Annotated in this window: 15 protein-coding genes; 6 read left to right on the top strand and 9 right to left on the bottom strand. The window is 60.3% G+C overall.

The genetic code is table 11. From position 1 onward, the window contains the following. Positions 1 to 8: 8 nt before the first annotated feature. From rseP to rpsB, 8 genes are all read right to left on the bottom strand, one after another. On the bottom strand, positions 9 to 1361 hold the full coding sequence (rseP, locus tag PSH94_RS06710; protein ID WP_181079266.1) for a sigma E protease regulator RseP: 1353 nt from the start codon (positions 1359 to 1361) through the stop codon (positions 9 to 11). A gap of 52 nt (positions 1362 to 1413) precedes the next feature. After that, positions 1414 to 2604 carry a 1-deoxy-D-xylulose-5-phosphate reductoisomerase gene (ispC, locus tag PSH94_RS06705; RefSeq protein WP_181079263.1) on the bottom strand — a complete coding sequence of 397 codons (1191 nt, stop codon included), beginning with the start codon at positions 2602 to 2604 and terminating at the stop codon, positions 1414 to 1416. Further along, on the bottom strand, positions 2601 to 3410 hold the full coding sequence (locus PSH94_RS06700; protein WP_305436930.1) for a phosphatidate cytidylyltransferase: 810 nt from the start codon (positions 3408 to 3410) through the stop codon (positions 2601 to 2603). Before PSH94_RS06700 ends, ispC begins: the two co-directional genes overlap by 4 nt. Continuing rightward, a complete protein-coding gene (uppS, locus tag PSH94_RS06695) occupies positions 3411 to 4166 on the bottom strand; it encodes a polyprenyl diphosphate synthase (RefSeq protein ID WP_034096241.1) in 756 nt (251 codons plus the stop codon). A gap of 17 nt (positions 4167 to 4183) precedes the next feature. After that, positions 4184 to 4741 carry a ribosome recycling factor gene (gene frr, locus PSH94_RS06690; RefSeq protein ID WP_034096240.1) on the bottom strand — a complete coding sequence of 186 codons (558 nt, stop codon included), beginning with the start codon at positions 4739 to 4741 and terminating at the stop codon, positions 4184 to 4186. Next, positions 4738 to 5481, bottom strand: coding sequence for a UMP kinase (gene pyrH, locus PSH94_RS06685; protein ID WP_003189161.1), 744 nt, complete (start codon positions 5479 to 5481; stop codon positions 4738 to 4740). The genes frr and pyrH overlap by 4 nt, the downstream gene beginning before the upstream one ends. A gap of 209 nt (positions 5482 to 5690) precedes the next feature. After that, positions 5691 to 6554 (bottom strand): translation elongation factor Ts, encoded by an 864-nt coding sequence (gene tsf, locus PSH94_RS06680; RefSeq protein WP_181079258.1) that lies wholly within the window; start codon positions 6552 to 6554, stop codon positions 5691 to 5693. 191 nt (positions 6555 to 6745) lie between these two features. Then, the gene (gene rpsB, locus PSH94_RS06675) at positions 6746 to 7483 is read right to left on the bottom strand and encodes a 30S ribosomal protein S2 (RefSeq protein WP_049709669.1); all 738 of its coding nucleotides are present in this window, start codon (positions 7481 to 7483) and stop codon (positions 6746 to 6748) included. A 387-nt stretch (positions 7484 to 7870) separates the two neighbouring features. On the opposite strand from rpsB, the gene map reads away from it, so the two are divergent. The 4 genes from map to PSH94_RS06655 all read left to right on the top strand — a co-directional run bounded on the left by map (position 7871) and on the right by PSH94_RS06655 (position 13522). Next, positions 7871 to 8653 carry a type I methionyl aminopeptidase gene (gene map / locus PSH94_RS06670; protein WP_181079256.1) on the top strand — a complete coding sequence of 261 codons (783 nt, stop codon included), beginning with the start codon at positions 7871 to 7873 and terminating at the stop codon, positions 8651 to 8653. A gap of 68 nt (positions 8654 to 8721) precedes the next feature. Continuing rightward, positions 8722 to 11424, top strand: a complete 2703-nt coding sequence (locus PSH94_RS06665) for a [protein-PII] uridylyltransferase (RefSeq protein WP_253510927.1) — start codon at positions 8722 to 8724, stop codon at positions 11422 to 11424. 58 nt (positions 11425 to 11482) lie between these two features. Beyond that, positions 11483 to 12682 carry a succinyldiaminopimelate transaminase gene (gene dapC, locus PSH94_RS06660; protein WP_181079250.1) on the top strand — a complete coding sequence of 400 codons (1200 nt, stop codon included), beginning with the start codon at positions 11483 to 11485 and terminating at the stop codon, positions 12680 to 12682. A 132-nt stretch (positions 12683 to 12814) separates the two neighbouring features. Continuing rightward, positions 12815 to 13522, top strand: a complete 708-nt coding sequence (locus tag PSH94_RS06655) for a M12 family metallopeptidase (protein WP_305436927.1) — start codon at positions 12815 to 12817, stop codon at positions 13520 to 13522. Positions 13523 to 13540: 18 nt separating this feature from the next. Here the strand turns inward: PSH94_RS06655 and PSH94_RS06650 are convergent, their stop codons facing one another. Then, entirely contained in the window at positions 13541 to 15178 is a 1638-nt protein-coding gene (locus tag PSH94_RS06650) for a Na+/H+ antiporter (RefSeq protein WP_305436926.1), read from the bottom strand. 266 nt (positions 15179 to 15444) lie between these two features. Here PSH94_RS06650 and PSH94_RS06645 point away from each other — a divergent pair, with 266 nt between their 5' ends. Beyond that, positions 15445 to 15753 carry an arsenate reductase gene (locus tag PSH94_RS06645; RefSeq protein ID WP_231980866.1) on the top strand — a complete coding sequence of 103 codons (309 nt, stop codon included), beginning with the start codon at positions 15445 to 15447 and terminating at the stop codon, positions 15751 to 15753. A gap of 32 nt (positions 15754 to 15785) precedes the next feature. Continuing rightward, positions 15786 to 16820: a 2,3,4,5-tetrahydropyridine-2,6-dicarboxylate N-succinyltransferase gene (gene dapD, locus PSH94_RS06640; RefSeq protein ID WP_181079241.1), complete on the top strand. Its 1035-nt coding sequence runs from the start codon at positions 15786 to 15788 to the stop codon at positions 16818 to 16820. The last annotated feature ends 13 nt before the right edge of the window (positions 16821 to 16833 follow it).

The raw sequence follows: 16833 nt of genomic DNA, 5'->3' as shown, positions 1-16833 counted from the left end.
GCGAAGCGTTACAGTCGACCCAAATCGTTGACCAGGGCTAACAACATCACCCCGACCACCAAACTGATACCGATCTGTATCCCCCAACCCTGCACACGATCCGACAAGGGGCGACCACGCACCCACTCGACCAGATAAAACAACAGATGTCCCCCATCCAATACTGGAATGGGCAACAAATTCAGAACCCCCAGGCTGATACTCAGATAAGCCAGGAAATTCAGGAAATCCGCGACACCCGACTGGGCAGAAGCGCCCGCCACTTTAGCAATGGTTATCGGCCCACTCAAGTTTTTTACCGAGAGCTCGCCGAACAACATTTTCTTGAGGGATTCGAGCGTCAGCACGCTCATGGTCCAGGTGCGTTTCGCACCCTCGCCAATTGCCGCCAATGGACCGAAGCTGACCTCGCGCATCATCGAAGGCGGCCACTCGGGACTTTTGACACCCGCACCCAGGTAACCTGCGGCCGCCTTGGCTTCCCCGCGCACCGCCAGGGTTACCGGGACGTCGATTTGAGCACCATCGCGCTCAACTTTCAGCACAATTCTGGTATCAGGGCGCACACGAACCAGATCAACCACCTGCTGCCATTCGCTCAACGGCTGACCATCGAGCGCCAGCAGGCGGTCGCCGGTTTTCAGGCCTGCGGCCTGGGCCGGGCCTTTGGAGTCGAGTTCGGCGAGCACCGGCGGCAACGCCGGACGCCACGGACGAATGCCCAGCGACTTGATCGGATCGGGCTCGTCAGCACCCTTGAGCCAGTGGTCCAGGGCCAACGCACGTGAGGCTTCGGCGCTGGAGTCCTGCTCACGCACCACGACGTTGACGGTGCCGCTCTCACCCAGGCGGCGCACCAGCTGAAGATTGACCGCCCCCCAACCCGTGGTCGGTTCGCCATCAATGGAAACAATTTCCTGGCCCGCTACCAGACCGGCCTTCGCCGCGATACTGTCTGCCTCGACCGCGCCGATCACCGGGCGGATCTGCTGGCTGCCCAGCATGGCCAACACCCAGAAAAACAGCATGGCCAACAGAAAGTTGGCGATCGGACCGGCGGCCACTATGGCGATACGCTGACGAACGGTCTTGCGATTGAAGGATTGATCCAACTGATCAACCGGCACCTCGCCTTCGCGTTCGTCGAGCATCTTGACGTAGCCACCCAAAGGGATGGCCGCGATCACGAACTCGGTACCGTGGCGGTCATGCCAACGCACCAACGGCATGCCGAAACCGACGGAAAAGCGCAGTACCTTGACGCCGCAACGACGCGCCACCCAAAAGTGGCCGAATTCGTGGAAGGTAACCAGCACACCCAGAGCAACCAGGGTGCCGACAATCATATAAAGCGCACTCATCTAATTTCTCCGCATTCCAATCCAGTGCCTGAAGGCTCAACGCGCCTGCAGACTATTGCGCGCTGCGGCTCAACCAATCTTCGGCCAGGGCCCGGGCCTTGGCGTCCGCCTCGAACACTGCGCCCAGATCATTGACGGCTACGACAGGCTCACGGCTCAAGACGTCCTCGATCATACTCGCGATCTGTGGAAAACGGATGCGCCGCTCGAGAAACGCCGCCACGGCCACTTCATTGGCCGCATTAAGCATCGCCGGCGCACTGTTACCCGCCTCCGCCGCCTGGCGCGCCAGGCGCAGACAGGGAAAACGCTGCTCGTCGGGCGCTTCGAAATCCAGGCGAGCCACGGCAAACAGATCCAGCGGCGCCACGCCCGAGTCGATGCGCTCAGGCCATGCGAGAGCATTGGCGATCGGCGTACGCATATCGGGATTACCCAACTGCGCCAATACCGAGCCGTCCACGTAATCCACCAGGGAATGAATCACACTTTGCGGGTGAATCACCACCTCGACCTGCTCAGGCCGCGCGTCGAACAGCCAGCAGGCCTCGATCAACTCCAGACCCTTGTTCATCATGCTTGCCGAATCCACGGAGATCTTGCGCCCCATCGACCAGTTCGGATGGGCACATGCCTGGTCGGGAGAGACCTGCTCCAGCTCGGCCAACGGCGTTTGCCGGAACGGACCGCCCGAGGCCGTGAGCAGGATCCGACGTACGCCGACCTGGCTCAAACCCCGTGCGAAGTCACCGGGCATGCATTGGAAAATGGCGTTGTGCTCGCTGTCGAGCGGCAGCAGCACCGCCCCGCTCCTGCGCACAGCCTGCATAAAGAGTGCACCGGACATCACCAGTGCTTCTTTATTAGCCAACAGGATCTTTTTGCCCGCATCGACGGCCGCCAGGGTAGGCCGCAGGCCCGCCGCACCGACAATGGCCGCAACCACGGTGTCGACTTCGGCATCCGCCGAAACCTGGCACAGTCCCTCCTCGCCCACCAGCACCTGGGTGGCGAGCCCGGCTGCGCGCAAATCATCCTGCAAGGCGCGCGCCGCAGCCGCCTCGGGCACCACGGCGAAGCGCGGCGCATGGCGCACGCACAATGCCAGTAGCTCGCTGAGGCGGGTATAGCCGGTCAGCGCGAACACCTGATAGCGGTCCGGGTGACGCACGATCACATCCAGCGTGCTCAGCCCCACCGAACCGGTGGCCCCCAGCACGGTCACCTGCTGCAGGCGACTCACGAAGCGGTCATCCACAGCAATACGGCAAAGATCGGAATGGCGGCGGTAAGGCTGTCGATACGGTCAAGCACCCCGCCATGTCCAGGCAACAGATTACTGCTGTCCTTGATACCGGCCTGGCGCTTGAACATGCTTTCGGTGAGATCACCCACCACCGAAATAAACACCACGATGGCCGTGCCCAGCAGGGCCAGAATAATTTCCTTACCTGTCCAGCCGCGCACGAGACCGACCACCAGCGCGATAACCAGTGTCATTGCGAGGCCACCGTAAACACCCTCCCAGCTCTTGCCCGGGCTCACGGCCGGCGCCAGCTTGCGCTTGCCGAATGCCCGGCCCGAGAAGTAGGCGCCGATATCCGCGCCCCAGACCAGCACCATCACCGCCATGATCAGCCAGTTGCCCATCGGCGAATTCTTGATTTCCACCAGCCCTTGCCAGGCCGGCAGCAAAATCAACAGGCCAATCACCAGCTTGGTGGCGACGCTGGACCAATGGCCGCTGGTACGCGGATAGGTCAGCACCAGGAAGGTCGCAAGCGCCCACCACAGCACGGCCGCCCCCAACACCCACGGCACCACGATGCTCGACAGGGTATGCATCAAAAACAGCAACACCGCCACGACCGCTGCGTAGGCCACGCGCGGCAACTGGGCAGTAAAACCGGCAAGGCGCGCCCACTCCCAGGCGCCCAGGGTCACGACCAGGCCAATAAACAAGGCGAAGCCGGAACCGTCGAGCAGGAAAAACCCACACAAGGCGATCGGCAATAGGATCAGGGCGGTGATGATTCGTTGTTTAAGCATTTAGACCCGGGCTCCAGCTTCGATCTGCTCGCTTGTTTTACCAAAGCGACGCTGACGGGAAGCGAAATCGGCCAGCGCAGTGCGCATGGCATCGTGTTTGAAGTCCGGCCAGAACAGGTCGGAGAAGTACAGCTCGGTATAGGCCAACTGCCACAACAGGAAGTTACTGATGCGGTGTTCGCCACCGGTGCGAATGCATAAGTCCGGCAATGGCAGATCGCCGGTCACCAGGCAGGTTTGCAGCAATTCGGGCGTGATGTCGTCCGGTCGCAGATGACCGGCCTGCACTTCGCGGGCCAGCCGCTGCGCGGCCTGGGCGATGTCCCACTGGCCGCCGTAATTGGCTGCGATCTGCAACACAAAACGGTCGGCGCCGGCGGTAATCGCCTCGGCTTCACGCATGGCCGCCTGCAGTTCCGGGTGGAACCGCGAGCGATCACCAATGATGCGCAGGCTGATGTTGTTGTCGTTAAGGCGCTTGGCCTCACGACGCAGGGCCTTGAAGAACAGGTCCATCAGAGCGCTGACTTCTTCGGCGGGCCGCTGCCAGTTCTCACTGGAGAACGCGAACAAGGTGAGTACTTCCACCTTGGCCTCGGCACACACCTCAATCACCGCCCGCACTGCATCGACACCCGCTTTATGCCCGGCAACACCTGGCATGAAGCGTTTCTTCGCCCAGCGATTATTCCCATCCATGATGATCGCGACATGGCGCGGCACCACGGAGGGTACAGTCTGCTTGGTCTTTTCCATGAAGGCGTCCTGACCCCTTATACGGCCATCAGGTCCTTTTCTTTTTCTTCGGTTGCCTGGGTGATCTTCGCCTCGGCTTCCTTGGTCAGCTTATCGATATCGGCAACGGCGCGACGCTCTTCGTCTTCGCTGATTTCCTTGTCCTTGACCAGCTTCTTCAGCTCACCCAGGGCATCGCGACGAATGTTACGCACTGCAACGCGCGCGTCTTCCGCCGCGCTGCGCGCCTGCTTGGTGAAGCCCTTGCGGGTTTCTTCGGTCAGGGCAGGCATGGAGATCAGCAACAACTCGCCCAGGTTGGTCGGGTTGAGGTTCAGACCGGCGCTCTGGATCGCCTTGTCGACCGCAGCGAGCATGTTGCGCTCGAAGGCTACGACTTGCAGGGTCCGCGAGTCCTTGACGGTGACGTTGGCCACGCTGCTCAGCGGGGTGTCGGCGCCATAGTAAGGCACCATGACACTGCCCAGGATGCTCGGGTGCGCCTTGCCGGTACGAATCTGGCCGAATGCATGGCTCAGAGACTCCAGGGATTTCTGCATACGCGCTTGGGCGTCTTTTTTGATTTCGTTGATCATTGTTGGCCTTCCTCGATCAGAGTCCCTTCCGCACCGCCATGGACGATATTCAGCAGGGCGCCGGGCTTGTTCATGTTAAATACGCGCAGCGGCATCTTGTGGTCGCGGCACAGGCAAATAGCCGTCAGGTCCATCACGCCCAGCTTGCGATCCAGCACTTCATCGTAGGTCAGATGATCGAACTTCTCGGCATGTGGGTCTTTGAATGGGTCTGCGGTGTACACACCGTCCACCTTGGTGGCCTTGAGCACCACGTCGGCATCGATCTCGATGGCACGCAGGCAAGCCGCCGAGTCCGTGGTGAAGAACGGGTTGCCCGTGCCTGCGGCGAAGATCACCACTTCTTTGGAGTTCAAGTGACGCATGGCTTTGCGACGATCATAGTGATCGGTCACGCCGACCATGGAAATAGCCGACATTACGATGGCCGAAATGTTGGCGCGCTCCAGGGCGTCGCGCATGGCCAGGGCGTTCATCACAGTGGCCAGCATGCCCATGTGGTCACCGGTGACCCGATCCATGCCGGCAGCACTCAGTGCCGCGCCACGAAACAGGTTGCCACCGCCAATCACCAGGCCCACTTGCACGCCAATGCCGACCAGTTGGCCGACTTCCAGCGCCATGCGGTCGAGCACCTTGGGATCGATCCCGAACTCTTCCGAGCCCATCAGGGCCTCGCCGCTGAGCTTGAGTAGAATGCGTTTATAGCGAGCCTGATAACCACTGCCCTGCTGAGCCATTGCGAATCTCTCCTGCGGCGTATTTTCAAAAATTCTTGGCGAGCCGTTTACGGCTTGCGTTCACTCTAGCTGGACGCTATCACAGCGCCATCGGAACACGGCTTTGTAAGCCAGTTCCGACGGGAAGCCAAATAAAATCGGCCTTCCCATTTGAAAAGAGGCTGCGCGCGTGAGCGGGCAGCCTCTTTCGGGCGACAGTTGAAACTGTCTTATTGCTTGGCGGCAGCCAGCTGGGCAGCAACTTCTTCAGCGAAGTTGTCGACCGGCTTCTCGATGCCTTCGCCTACTTTGAAGTAAGTGAAGGAAACGATTTCAGCGCCGGCTTTCTTGGCCAGCTCGCCAACCTTGATTTCAGGGTTCTTGACGAACGCCTGCTCAACCAGGCTCGCTTCTGCCAGGAACTTGCTGATACGGCCTTTGACCATGTTCTCAACAATGTTTTCCGGCTTGCCTTTGATTTTCTCTTCGTTCAGCTGCAGGAACACCGCTTTTTCGCGCTCGATGGCTTCGGCGGATACTTCCGAAGGCAGCAGGAACTCAGGGTTGCTGGCTGCGACGTGCATCGCGATGTCTTTGGCCAGCTCAACGTTGCCGCCCTTCAGAACTACCGCAACGCCGATCTTGTTGCCGTGCAGGTAACCACCAACCACGTCACCTTCAACACGGACCAGGCGACGGATGTTGACGTTTTCGCCAACCTTGCCGACCAGCACCAGACGGGCAGCTTCCTGAGCTTCGATCAGAGGCTCGACGGTGGTCAGCTTGTCAGCGAACGCTTTTTCGACGCTGGCCGCAACGAATGCCTTGAAGTCGTCCTGCAGAGCCAGGAAGTCGGTCTGGGAGTTCACTTCCAGCAGAACAGCGGACTTGCCGTCTTCTTTCAGAGCGATGGCGCCTTCAGCAGCTACGTTGCCTGCTTTCTTGGCAGCCTTAATGGCGCCGGAAGCACGCATGTCATCAATGGCTTTTTCGATGTCGCCGCCGGCCTTGGTCAAGGCCTTTTTGCAATCCATCATGCCTTCGCCGGTACGCTCACGCAGTTCTTTAACCAACGCTGCAGTAATCTCTGCCATTTCAAAATCCTCTTGGATAGGTTTTCAACCATTCCACCCGAGCAAACGGGCGATCAATTCTTCTCGAACCACCCTTGTAGGCCGCTGCACGTTACAGATGATGTAGCTGCGCTGCCGACAAATGGTTTTCGAGGGGGCAAAAAGGGGGCCAAGCCCCCTTTTTGCTTACTGAGTCAACGCCAGGGCGTCAATTACTCAGCGGCAGCTACCGGAGCTTCTTCAACGAACTGCTCGGCACCACCAGCAACGTGGTTACGACCACGGATTACAGCGTCAGCCATCGAACCCATGTACAGCTGGATAGCGCGGATAGCGTCATCGTTGCCTGGGATGATGTAGTCAACGCCTTCCGGGCTGCTGTTGGTATCGACTACGCCGATAACAGGGATGCCCAGCTTGTTGGCTTCGGTGATCGCGATGCGCTCGTGATCAACGTCGATAACGAACAGTGCGTCAGGCAGACCGCCCATGTCCTTGATACCACCCAGGGAACGATCGAGCTTTTCCAGGTCACGAGTGCGCATCAGCGCTTCTTTCTTGGTCAGCTTGGCGAAGGTACCGTCTTCGGCTTGCACTTCAAGGTCACGCAGACGCTTGATGGAAGCACGGATGGTTTTGAAGTTGGTCAGCATGCCGCCCAACCAGCGGTGATCGACGTACGGCGAACCGCAACGTGCTGCTTCTTCAGCAACGATCTTGCCGGCGGAACGCTTGGTGCCGACGAACAGAATCTTGTTTTTGCCCTGGGCCAGGCGCTCTACGAAAGTCAGAGCTTCGTTGAACATTGGCAGGGTTTTTTCAAGGTTGATGATGTGGATCTTGTTGCGCGCGCCGAAAATGTATTTACCCATTTTCGGGTTCCAGTAACGGGTCTGGTGACCGAAGTGCACACCGGCCTTCAGCATATCGCGCATGTTGACTTGGGACATGATAGTTCCTTAATAAGTCGGGTTTGGCCTCCACGTATCCCAATGACCAACCAGCGGCATCAAGGCCTCCGGCACCCAGGTCATCGTGTCGACACGTGTGTGGATTTAAGCTTTTCGGGGTATCCCCGGAAAGCGGCGCATTTTATACCACACGAAGGGCGAAAACGAAACCCGCAATCACAGTTGCCGTCAGCTGTCTCAACGCAAGCCTTTGAAACCAGCCGAAACAGCCCCACCCTATAGAGAGAAGCGATCACCAGACGTTCATGACTTGAGACCCTGGTCTGTTAGAATCGCGTTTTTTGGGGCTTGTGCGAATTCTGCAGCCTTTTGTCGCACACCCGTAAACCGTATTGATTTCAGCGCGTCGCGCTAGAGAGAGCCTGTATGACCGTTAGTTTGAAAACCGCCGAAGACATTGCCGGCATGCGCATTGCCGGCAAACTGGCTGCCGACGTGCTGGAAATGATTGCCGAACACGTCAAGCCCGGCGTCACTACCGAAACCCTGAACCAGATCTGCCACGACTACATCGTCGACGTGCAGAAGGCTATCCCTGCTCCCCTCAACTACAAAGGCTTCCCCAAGTCGATCTGCACGTCGGTCAACCATGTGGTCTGCCACGGTATTCCCGGCGACAAGCCGTTGAAGGACGGCGACACCCTGAACATCGACGTGACCGTGATCAAGAACGGCTACTTTGGCGACACCAGCCGCATGTTCCACGTCGGTAACGTTCCGGTATGGGCCGAGCGCCTGTCCCAGGTCACCCAGGAATGCATGTACAAGGCTATCGAGATCGTCAAACCCGGCTGCCGCCTGGGCGATATCGGCGAAGTGATCCAGAAGCATGCCGAAAAGAACGGCTTTTCGGTAGTGCGCGAATTCTGCGGCCACGGCATCGGCACCGTGTTCCACGAAGAACCGCAGATCCTGCACTACGGCCGCGCCGGCACCGGCATGGAACTGAAGGCGGGCATGACCTTCACCATCGAGCCCATGATCAACCAGGGCAAGGCCGACACCAAGGTGCTGGGCGACGGCTGGACCGCCATCACCAAGGATCGCAAGCTCTCGGCCCAGTGGGAGCACACCTTGCTGGTCACCGAGACGGGCTACGAGATCTTTACCTTGCGCGCAGACGACACCATCCCGCGCGTTTCGGCGTAATCCAAGGCTGCGTTGGTTTTCCCAAACGGTGTTGTGACTGATTCATAGATAGAAAGGAAAGCCGAACGATGCCCCAGGTGGATCCCGAACTCTTCGACCGCGGCCAGTTCCAGGCCGAACTGGCATTGAAGGCGAGCCCGATCGCCGCCTTCAAAAAAGCCATCCGCCAGGCCCGCGAGGTGCTCGACGCGCGCTTTCGCAGTGGGCGCGACATCCGTCGCCTGATCGAGGACCGCGCCTGGTTTGTCGATAACATTCTGCAAAAGGCCTGGGAGCAGTTCACCTGGAGCACCGACGCCGATATCGCCCTGGTGGCGGTCGGCGGCTACGGTCGTGGCGAATTGCACCCCTACTCCGACATCGACCTGCTGATCCTGCTGGGCAGCGCCGATCATGAGGTCTTTCGCGATTCCATCGAGCGTTTTCTCACACTGTTGTGGGACATCGGCCTGGAAGTCGGCCAGAGTGTACGCTCGGTGGACGAATGCGCCGAAGAGGCCCGTGCCGATCTGACCGTGATCACCAACCTGATGGAAAGCCGCACCATCGCCGGCCCCGAACGCCTGCGCCAGCGCATGCTCGACGTCACCAGCACCGCGCACATGTGGCCGAGCAAGGACTTCTTTCTGGCCAAGCGCGCCGAGCAGAAAGCCCGGCACCACAAGTACAACGACACCGAGTACAACCTGGAACCCAACGTCAAGGGCTCGCCCGGCGGCCTGCGGGACATCCAGACCATTCTGTGGGTTGCCCGTCGCCAGTACGGCACCCTGAACCTGCGCGCCCTGGCCGGCGAAGCGTTCCTGGTGGAAAGCGAAAATGCGCTGCTGGCCTCCTCCCAGGAATTCCTGTGGAAAGTGCGCTACGCCCTGCACATGCTCGCCGGGCGCGCCGAAGACCGCCTGTTGTTCGACCACCAGCGCTCCATCGCCACATTGCTCGGCTTCGAAGGCGAAGACGCCAAGACCAGCATCGAAAGCTTCATGCAGCAGTACTACCGCGTGGTCATGAGCATCGCGCAACTGAGCGATCTGATCATTCAGCACTTCGAAGAGGTCATCCTGGCCCCCGAAGATGAAGCACCGCCGCAGCCAATCAACGCGCGCTTCCAGTTGCACGACGGCTATATCGAAGCACGCAGCGACAATGTCTTTCGCCGCACGCCTTTCGCCATGCTGGAAATCTTCGTGCTGATGGCCCAGCAGCCGGAAATCAAAGGCGTGCGCGCCGACACCATTCGCCTGCTGCGGGAAAATCGCCACCTGATCGACGACGACTTTCGCAACGATATCCGTAACACCAGCCTGTTCATCGAGCTGTTCAAGTGCAAGATCGGCATCCACCGCAACCTGCGCCGCATGAATCGCTACGGCATCCTCGGGCGCTACCTGCCCGAGTTCGGCTTTATCGTGGGGCAGATGCAGCACGACCTGTTCCACATCTATACCGTCGACGCGCACACGCTCAACCTGATCAAACACCTGCGTAAGTTGCAGTACACCCAAGTATCGGAAAAATTCCCGTTGGCCAGTAAGCTCATGGCCAAACTGCCCAAGCCCGAATTGATTTACCTGGCCGGGCTGTATCACGACATCGGCAAAGGTCGGCATGGCGACCACTCGGAAGTCGGTGCCGTTGACGCCGAGGCCTTCTGTCAGCGTCATCAACTGCCGCTGTGGGACAGCCGCCTGATCGTCTGGCTGGTGCAGAACCACCTGGTGATGTCGACCACCGCCCAACGCAAGGACTTGTCCGACCCGCAGGTGATCCACGATTTCGCCCAGGTGGTCGGCGATGAAACCCGCCTCGACTACCTGTACGTGCTCACGGTGTCCGATATCAACGCCACCAACCCCACTCTGTGGAACTCCTGGCGCGCCAGCCTGCTGCGCCAGCTGTACACCGAGACCAAGCGCGCCCTGCGCCGTGGCCTGGAAAACCCGGTGGACCGCGAGGAGCAGATCCGCCGCACCCAAAGTGCCGCCCTGGATATCCTGGTGCGCGGCGGCAACGACCCCGACGATGTCGAGCAATTGTGGTCGCAATTGGGTGACGATTACTTCCTGCGCCACACCGCCGGCGATGTGGCCTGGCACACCGACGCGATCCTGCAGCAACCCGCCGACGGCGGCCCGCTGGTGTTGATCAAGGAAACCACCCAGCGGGAATTCGAGGGCGGCACGCAGATTTTCATCTATGCGCCGGACCAGCATGATTTCTTCGCCGTGACCGTGGCTGCCATGGACCAGCTCAACCTGAACATTCATGACGCTCGGGTCATCACCTCCAGCAGCCAGTTCACCCTCGACACCTATATCGTGCTCGACACCGATGGCGACTCGATCGGCGATAACCCGGCGCGCGTGAAGAAGATCCGCGAAGGCCTTACCGAGGCCCTGCGCAACCCCGACGACTACCCGACCATCATCCAGCGCCGCGTGCCGCGCCAGCTCAAGCACTTTGCGTTCGCACCCCAGGTGACTATTTCCAACGATGCGCAACGCCCGGTCACCGTGCTGGAGCTCAGTGCGCCGGATCGCCCTGGCCTGCTGGCACGCATCGGCGGGATCTTCCTGGAGTTCGACCTGTCGCTGCAGAACGCCAAGATTGCGACGCTCGGCGAGCGGGTCGAAGACGTATTCTTCATTACCGATGCCGATAACCAACCGTTGTCGGACCCTGAACTGTGCCGGCGCTTGCAGGAAGCCATCGTCCAGCAGTTGAGCGTGACACAGGAGCCCGGAGTCGAGCTGACGCGCCTGACAATTTGATATCAGGAGCGGCCCGCCGCTCCTTTTGCAGTTTTAACGCCTTGCACGAGATCCACCGATGAACAACGCCCTGAACCAGCTGCAGCCCTACCCGTTCGAGAAACTGCGCGCCCTGCTGGGCAGCGTCACGCCAAACCCGGACAAGCGCCCCATTGCCCTGTCCATCGGCGAACCCAAGCACAAGTCGCCGACATTCGTGGCCGAGGCGTTGAGCAGCAATCTCGATCAGATGGCGGTATATCCCACCACACTGGGCATTCCGGCGCTGCGCGAGGCCATAGGTGCCTGGTGCGAACGTCGCTTCAGCGTGCCCAAGGGCTGGCTGGACCCGGCGCGCAATATCCTGCCGGTCAACGGCACCCGCGAAGCCCTGTTCGCGTTCACTCAAACCGTGGTCAATCGCGGTGACGACGCACTGGTGGTGAGCCCGAACCCGTTCTACCAGATCTACGAAGGCGCCGCGTTCCTCGCCGGCGCCCAGCCGCATTATCTGCCGTGCCTGGACAGCAACGGCTTCAACCCGGATTTCGACGCGGTCTCGCCGGACATCTGGAACCGTTGCCAGATCCTGTTCCTGTGCTCCCCCGGCAACCCGACCGGCGCGTTGATTCCAATCGACACCCTGAAAAAACTTATCGCCCTGGCCGACGAATACGACTTTGTGATCGCCGCCGACGAGTGCTACAGCGAGCTGTATTTCGACGAGCAAACCCCGCCGCCGGGCCTGCTCAGCGCCTGCGTTGAACTGGGTCGCCAGGACTTCAAGCGTTGCGTGGTGTTTCACAGCCTGTCCAAGCGCTCCAACCTGCCGGGTCTGCGCTCAGGTTTTGTGGCCGGTGATGCCGAGATTCTGAAGGCCTTCCTGCTGTACCGCACTTACCATGGCTGCGCTATGCCCGTGCAGACGCAACTGGCCAGCATCGCGGCCTGGCAGGACGAGGCTCATGTCCAGGCTAACCGTGAGCTGTACCGCGAGAAATTCGACGCCGTATTGGCGATCCTCAAGCCGGTGCTGGATGTGCAGGCCCCGGACGGCGGGTTCTACTTATGGCCGAAGGTGAATGGCGACGACGCTGCGTTCTGTCGCGACCTGTTCGTGCAGGAGCATGTGACCGTAGTGCCCGGCTCGTATCTGTCGCGCGAGGTGGACGGTTTCAACCCAGGCGCAGGGCGTGTGCGCATGGCGCTGGTGGCGCCATTGGCGGAGTGCGTGGAAGCGGCCGAACGCGTGCGCGCCTTTGTCCAACGCAATATTTGAGGCCTGCGGCCCGTACGCGCCACAACGCATACGGGCCAAACTTACACGCCCTCATACCTGATGCTGGAACCACCCTGTGGTCAGGACGACTCAAGGCACACCCTTGTCCTTCAACACCACAGGTCAGCCCGCATGATTTCTCCCACGCACTTCACCCCGATTTATCCGTCAATCACTGACTGCAGCGTCGAAAACGCACACCCATCCGAAAGAGGCGCAAGAACCCGCCGCAATGTGGGAGAGCCTGCCAAATACTGGCCACAGAACAGCACCCTCAAGATCGCACTATCCGATTACGAAATGAATGATCCCTATGTGGTGGCCGTCAAAAACGCCGCCAGCCAGTGGTTGCCGCATATCAATCTACGCTTCGAGTTCGTCTCGGGAGACACGGGTGATGTGCGCATCACGCAGCACGGCAACAAAAGCGGAGGCAGCTCTGAAATAGGCACCGATGCCGTGAACACATTCGGTACCCCAACCATGCTGTTGCCTCTGGACCATACGGCTGCCAACTTCGAGTACACCGTCATTCACGAATTCGGGCACATGCTCGGCGCCCTCCACGCCCATCAGCACCCCGACGCAACTATCTCGTGGAACCTGCCCGCTCTGAGTCGACAGTTCACGCAGAGCATGCTGCAAGACAACTTCCTGAAGGTGCCGCGCAGCGGTACGTATGACCTTTTGCCCTATGACCCGGACTCGGTCATGCACTATTCCACTCCAAGCGGGTGGACCACCGACACCGTCGTGCACTCAAGGAACGCGATGCTCAGCCAGGGCGATATCGCCTGGGCGAAGAAGGCCTACCCCAGGGCGCCGGCGACCGCCGAGTGACCCCAGTAGCGACTCCCTTCACTTTCGCGGCCCCAGGTTGGCCTCGCTCATGTCCAGGTCTGCCAGCACCTCGCGCAATACATCGTCGCCGATCTGGTGCTGGCGGCTGAGCCGATACAGCTCCAATCGCTGGGCCCTCAATGCCTTGAGCCGCAACCTGCTTTCCAATTGATCCAGTTGCAACGCCAACGCCTGTGCTTCGGCGGAGTCGTTGAACACCTCCAATTGATGGCGGTACTCCGACATGATTCGCGCCTTGAGTTCGGTGGCCAACGCCGCCTGTGCCGCATCCTGTGTCTCGTTGGACTCCTCGATTTCCAACGCATGGATAGCGGCCACCGCCGTCTTTTTCCAAGCCTCGCGCACCTCTTTATGGCGCTTTTCGTCAGGACTCTTTTCGATACCGCGCAACAGTAGCGGCAAGGCGATGCAGGCGGCGATCAACGACAGAAGGATTACCCCGGCCGCGATGAAGATCAGCAAATCACGTTCGGGAAAATCCTGGCCTGGCGCGAGCAGCAGCGGCACTGACATGACACCGGCCAGGGTCACGGCACCGCGCACACCGCCGACAGTCAACAGCCAGCAGGAGCGCGCGGTTGGGACCAATGTCAGTTCGCTTTTGCCACGCAGCCGTCGCAGCAGCCCCGACAGGCGCCAGATGCTTTGTACCCAGACGAAGCGCAACACCACCAAGACCAGGAAAATTGCGACGACTTCCAGACAGCGATACAGCAAGGTCGGCCACAGCGTCGATTCATGACTCACCACTGCCTTGATGATGTCCGGTAACTGAAGGCCCAACAGCAGGAAAATCAGGCCATTGAAGGCGAACTCCAGCAACGACCATACGCTGCGATTAAGCAGGCGTGTGCTGGTCTGGCGTGGCAGCAGGTCGAGCCAGCTTTGCATCATGCCGGCCGCCACCGCCGAGAGAATGCCCGAGGCGCCCAAGCGCTCGGCAAGCACATAGGCGGCGAACGGCAGCAGCAACATGAACACCACATGCGTCGCCGGATCGTCCCAGCCGCGAGCGATCATCCAAGCGCGCAACCGCCCGACCAGCCAACTCAATGCCACGCCCACCGCCAGGCCACCGACGGCAACCAGCACGAAGGTCAGGCTGGCATCGGCCAACGAAAACACCCCGGTCAACGCCGCGGCCAAGGCGAACTTGAAGGTCACCAGACCCGACGCGTCATTCATCAACGCCTCGCCCTGCAACATGTGCATCAGTGGCGTCGGCAAGCGATTCTGGGAAATGGCCGACACCGCCACGGCATCGGTCGGCGATAACACGGCCGCCAGGGCGAAGGCCACCGGCAGCGGGGTCGCGGGCAATATCCAGTGGATGAAGTAACCGGCACCCACCACGGTAAACAGCACCAGCCCTACCGCCAACGTCAGGATCGGCCCGCGCAAACGCCATAATTCACGCTTGGGCATGCGCCAGCCATCGGAGAACAGCAGCGGCGGCAAGAACAGAAACAGAAATAACTCAGGGTCCAACGCCACGTGCAGCCCCAAGGTGGGCCAGGCCAGCAAGGCGCCAGCGGCAATCTGCACCAAAGGCAACGGCAACGGGATGACACGCCCGACCAGGCGCGAAACGCTGACCAGCATCAGCAGGATAAGAACGGTGTAGGCGGTTTGCATAACGCGGGTTCCCGGACAATCAACAAGCAACGACACCCCTCTGGCAACAACGCGCCGTTGAAGTGCCATATTAGCCGCCTATGCTGCGCGCTGGCGTTTGCACAAAAGTCGCACGGCGCTGACGAGCGGCACCCAAATGCGCTGGGCGTGGCATAATCCCAGACCTTTGGCTTTCATCAGCCCATTCCATTGGATCAGAGGGGGGCAATTCCTTGACCGCTTCAAGCAAAACGTTGCACCTTTTCGGTATCAAAGCGTGCGACACCATGAAAAAGGCGCGTACCTGGCTCGATGAGCACGCGGTGAATTATGAGTTCCATGACTACAAAACGGCCGGTATCGACCGCGAACACTTGACCCAATGGTGCAACGAGCACGGCTGGCAAGTGGTGTTGAACCGCGCGGGCACCACCTTTCGCAAACTCGAAGACGAACGCAAAGCCGATCTCGATCAGTCGAAAGCCATTGAATTGATGCTCGCGCAACCCTCGATGATCAAGCGCCCGGTGCTGGATCTCGGCGACAGAACCCTGATTGGCTTCAAGCCAGACATTTATTCGGCGGCCCTCAAGTAGGCCAGCCCTTTTATTTTTGTAGAGGTAACAGCATGTCCCATTCCCTGTTCAGCCTGGGCTTCGGCGTCGGCACTCAGAACCGCCAAGGCGCTTGGCTGGAAGTGTTCTACGCACAGCCGTTGCTCAACCCTTCGGTTGAAATCGTCGCGGCCATCGCGCCGATCCTCGGTTACAGCGAAGGCAACCAGGCCATCACGTTTACCGTCACTCAGGCCCTGCAAATGGCGGATGCGCTCAAAGGCGTCGATGCTACCCAGGCCGCGCTGCTCAGCCGTCTGGCCGAAAGCCACACGCCGCTGGTCGCCACCTTGCTGGCCGACGACGCCGCGCTGACCTCCACGCCTGAGGCCTACCTCAAGCTGCACCTGCTGTCCCATCGCCTGGTCAAGCCCCATGGCCTGAACCTGGCCGGTGTATTCCCGCAACTGCCGAACGTGGCGTGGACCAGCCAGGGCGCGATCGACATCGGCGAACTGGCCGAGCGTCAATTGGAAGCGCGCCTGCGTGGCGAGCTGCTGGAAGTGTTCTCGGTGGACAAGTTCCCGAAAATGACCGACTACGTGGTCCCGGCCGGTGTGCGCATCGCTGACGCCGCGCGCCTGCGCCTGGGCGCCTATGTCGGCGAAGGCACCACCGTGATGCACGAAGGTTTTGTCAACTTCAACGCCGGCACCGAAGGCCCGGGCATGATCGAAGGCCGCGTATCGGCCGGTGTATTCGTCGGCAAGGGGTCGGACCTGGGCGGCGGTTGCTCCACCATGGGCACCCTGTCGGGCGGCGGCAACATTGTGATCAAGGTCGGCGAAGGCTGCCTGATCGGGGCCAATGCCGGTATCGGTATCCCGCTGGGCGATCGTAATACCGTGGAGTCGGGCCTGTACGTCACCGCCGGCACCAAGGTTGCGCTGCTCGACGAGCAGAACCAACTGGTGAAGGTGGTCAAGGCGCGCGAGCTGGCCGGCCAGCCCGACCTGCTGTTCCGTCGCAACTCCGAGACCGGTGCCGTGGAGTGCAAAACCCACAAATCGGCCATCGAACTGAACGAAGCGCTGCACGCTCACAACTAAGCAGCCACTCGAT

The sequence above is a fragment of the Pseudomonas sp. FP2254 genome (assembly GCF_030687695.1).
GTDB lineage: Bacteria > Pseudomonadota > Gammaproteobacteria > Pseudomonadales > Pseudomonadaceae > Aquipseudomonas > Aquipseudomonas quebecensis.
Note: the sequence above shows the minus strand (reverse complement) of the source record. Positions and strands in the feature narration are given on the sequence as shown.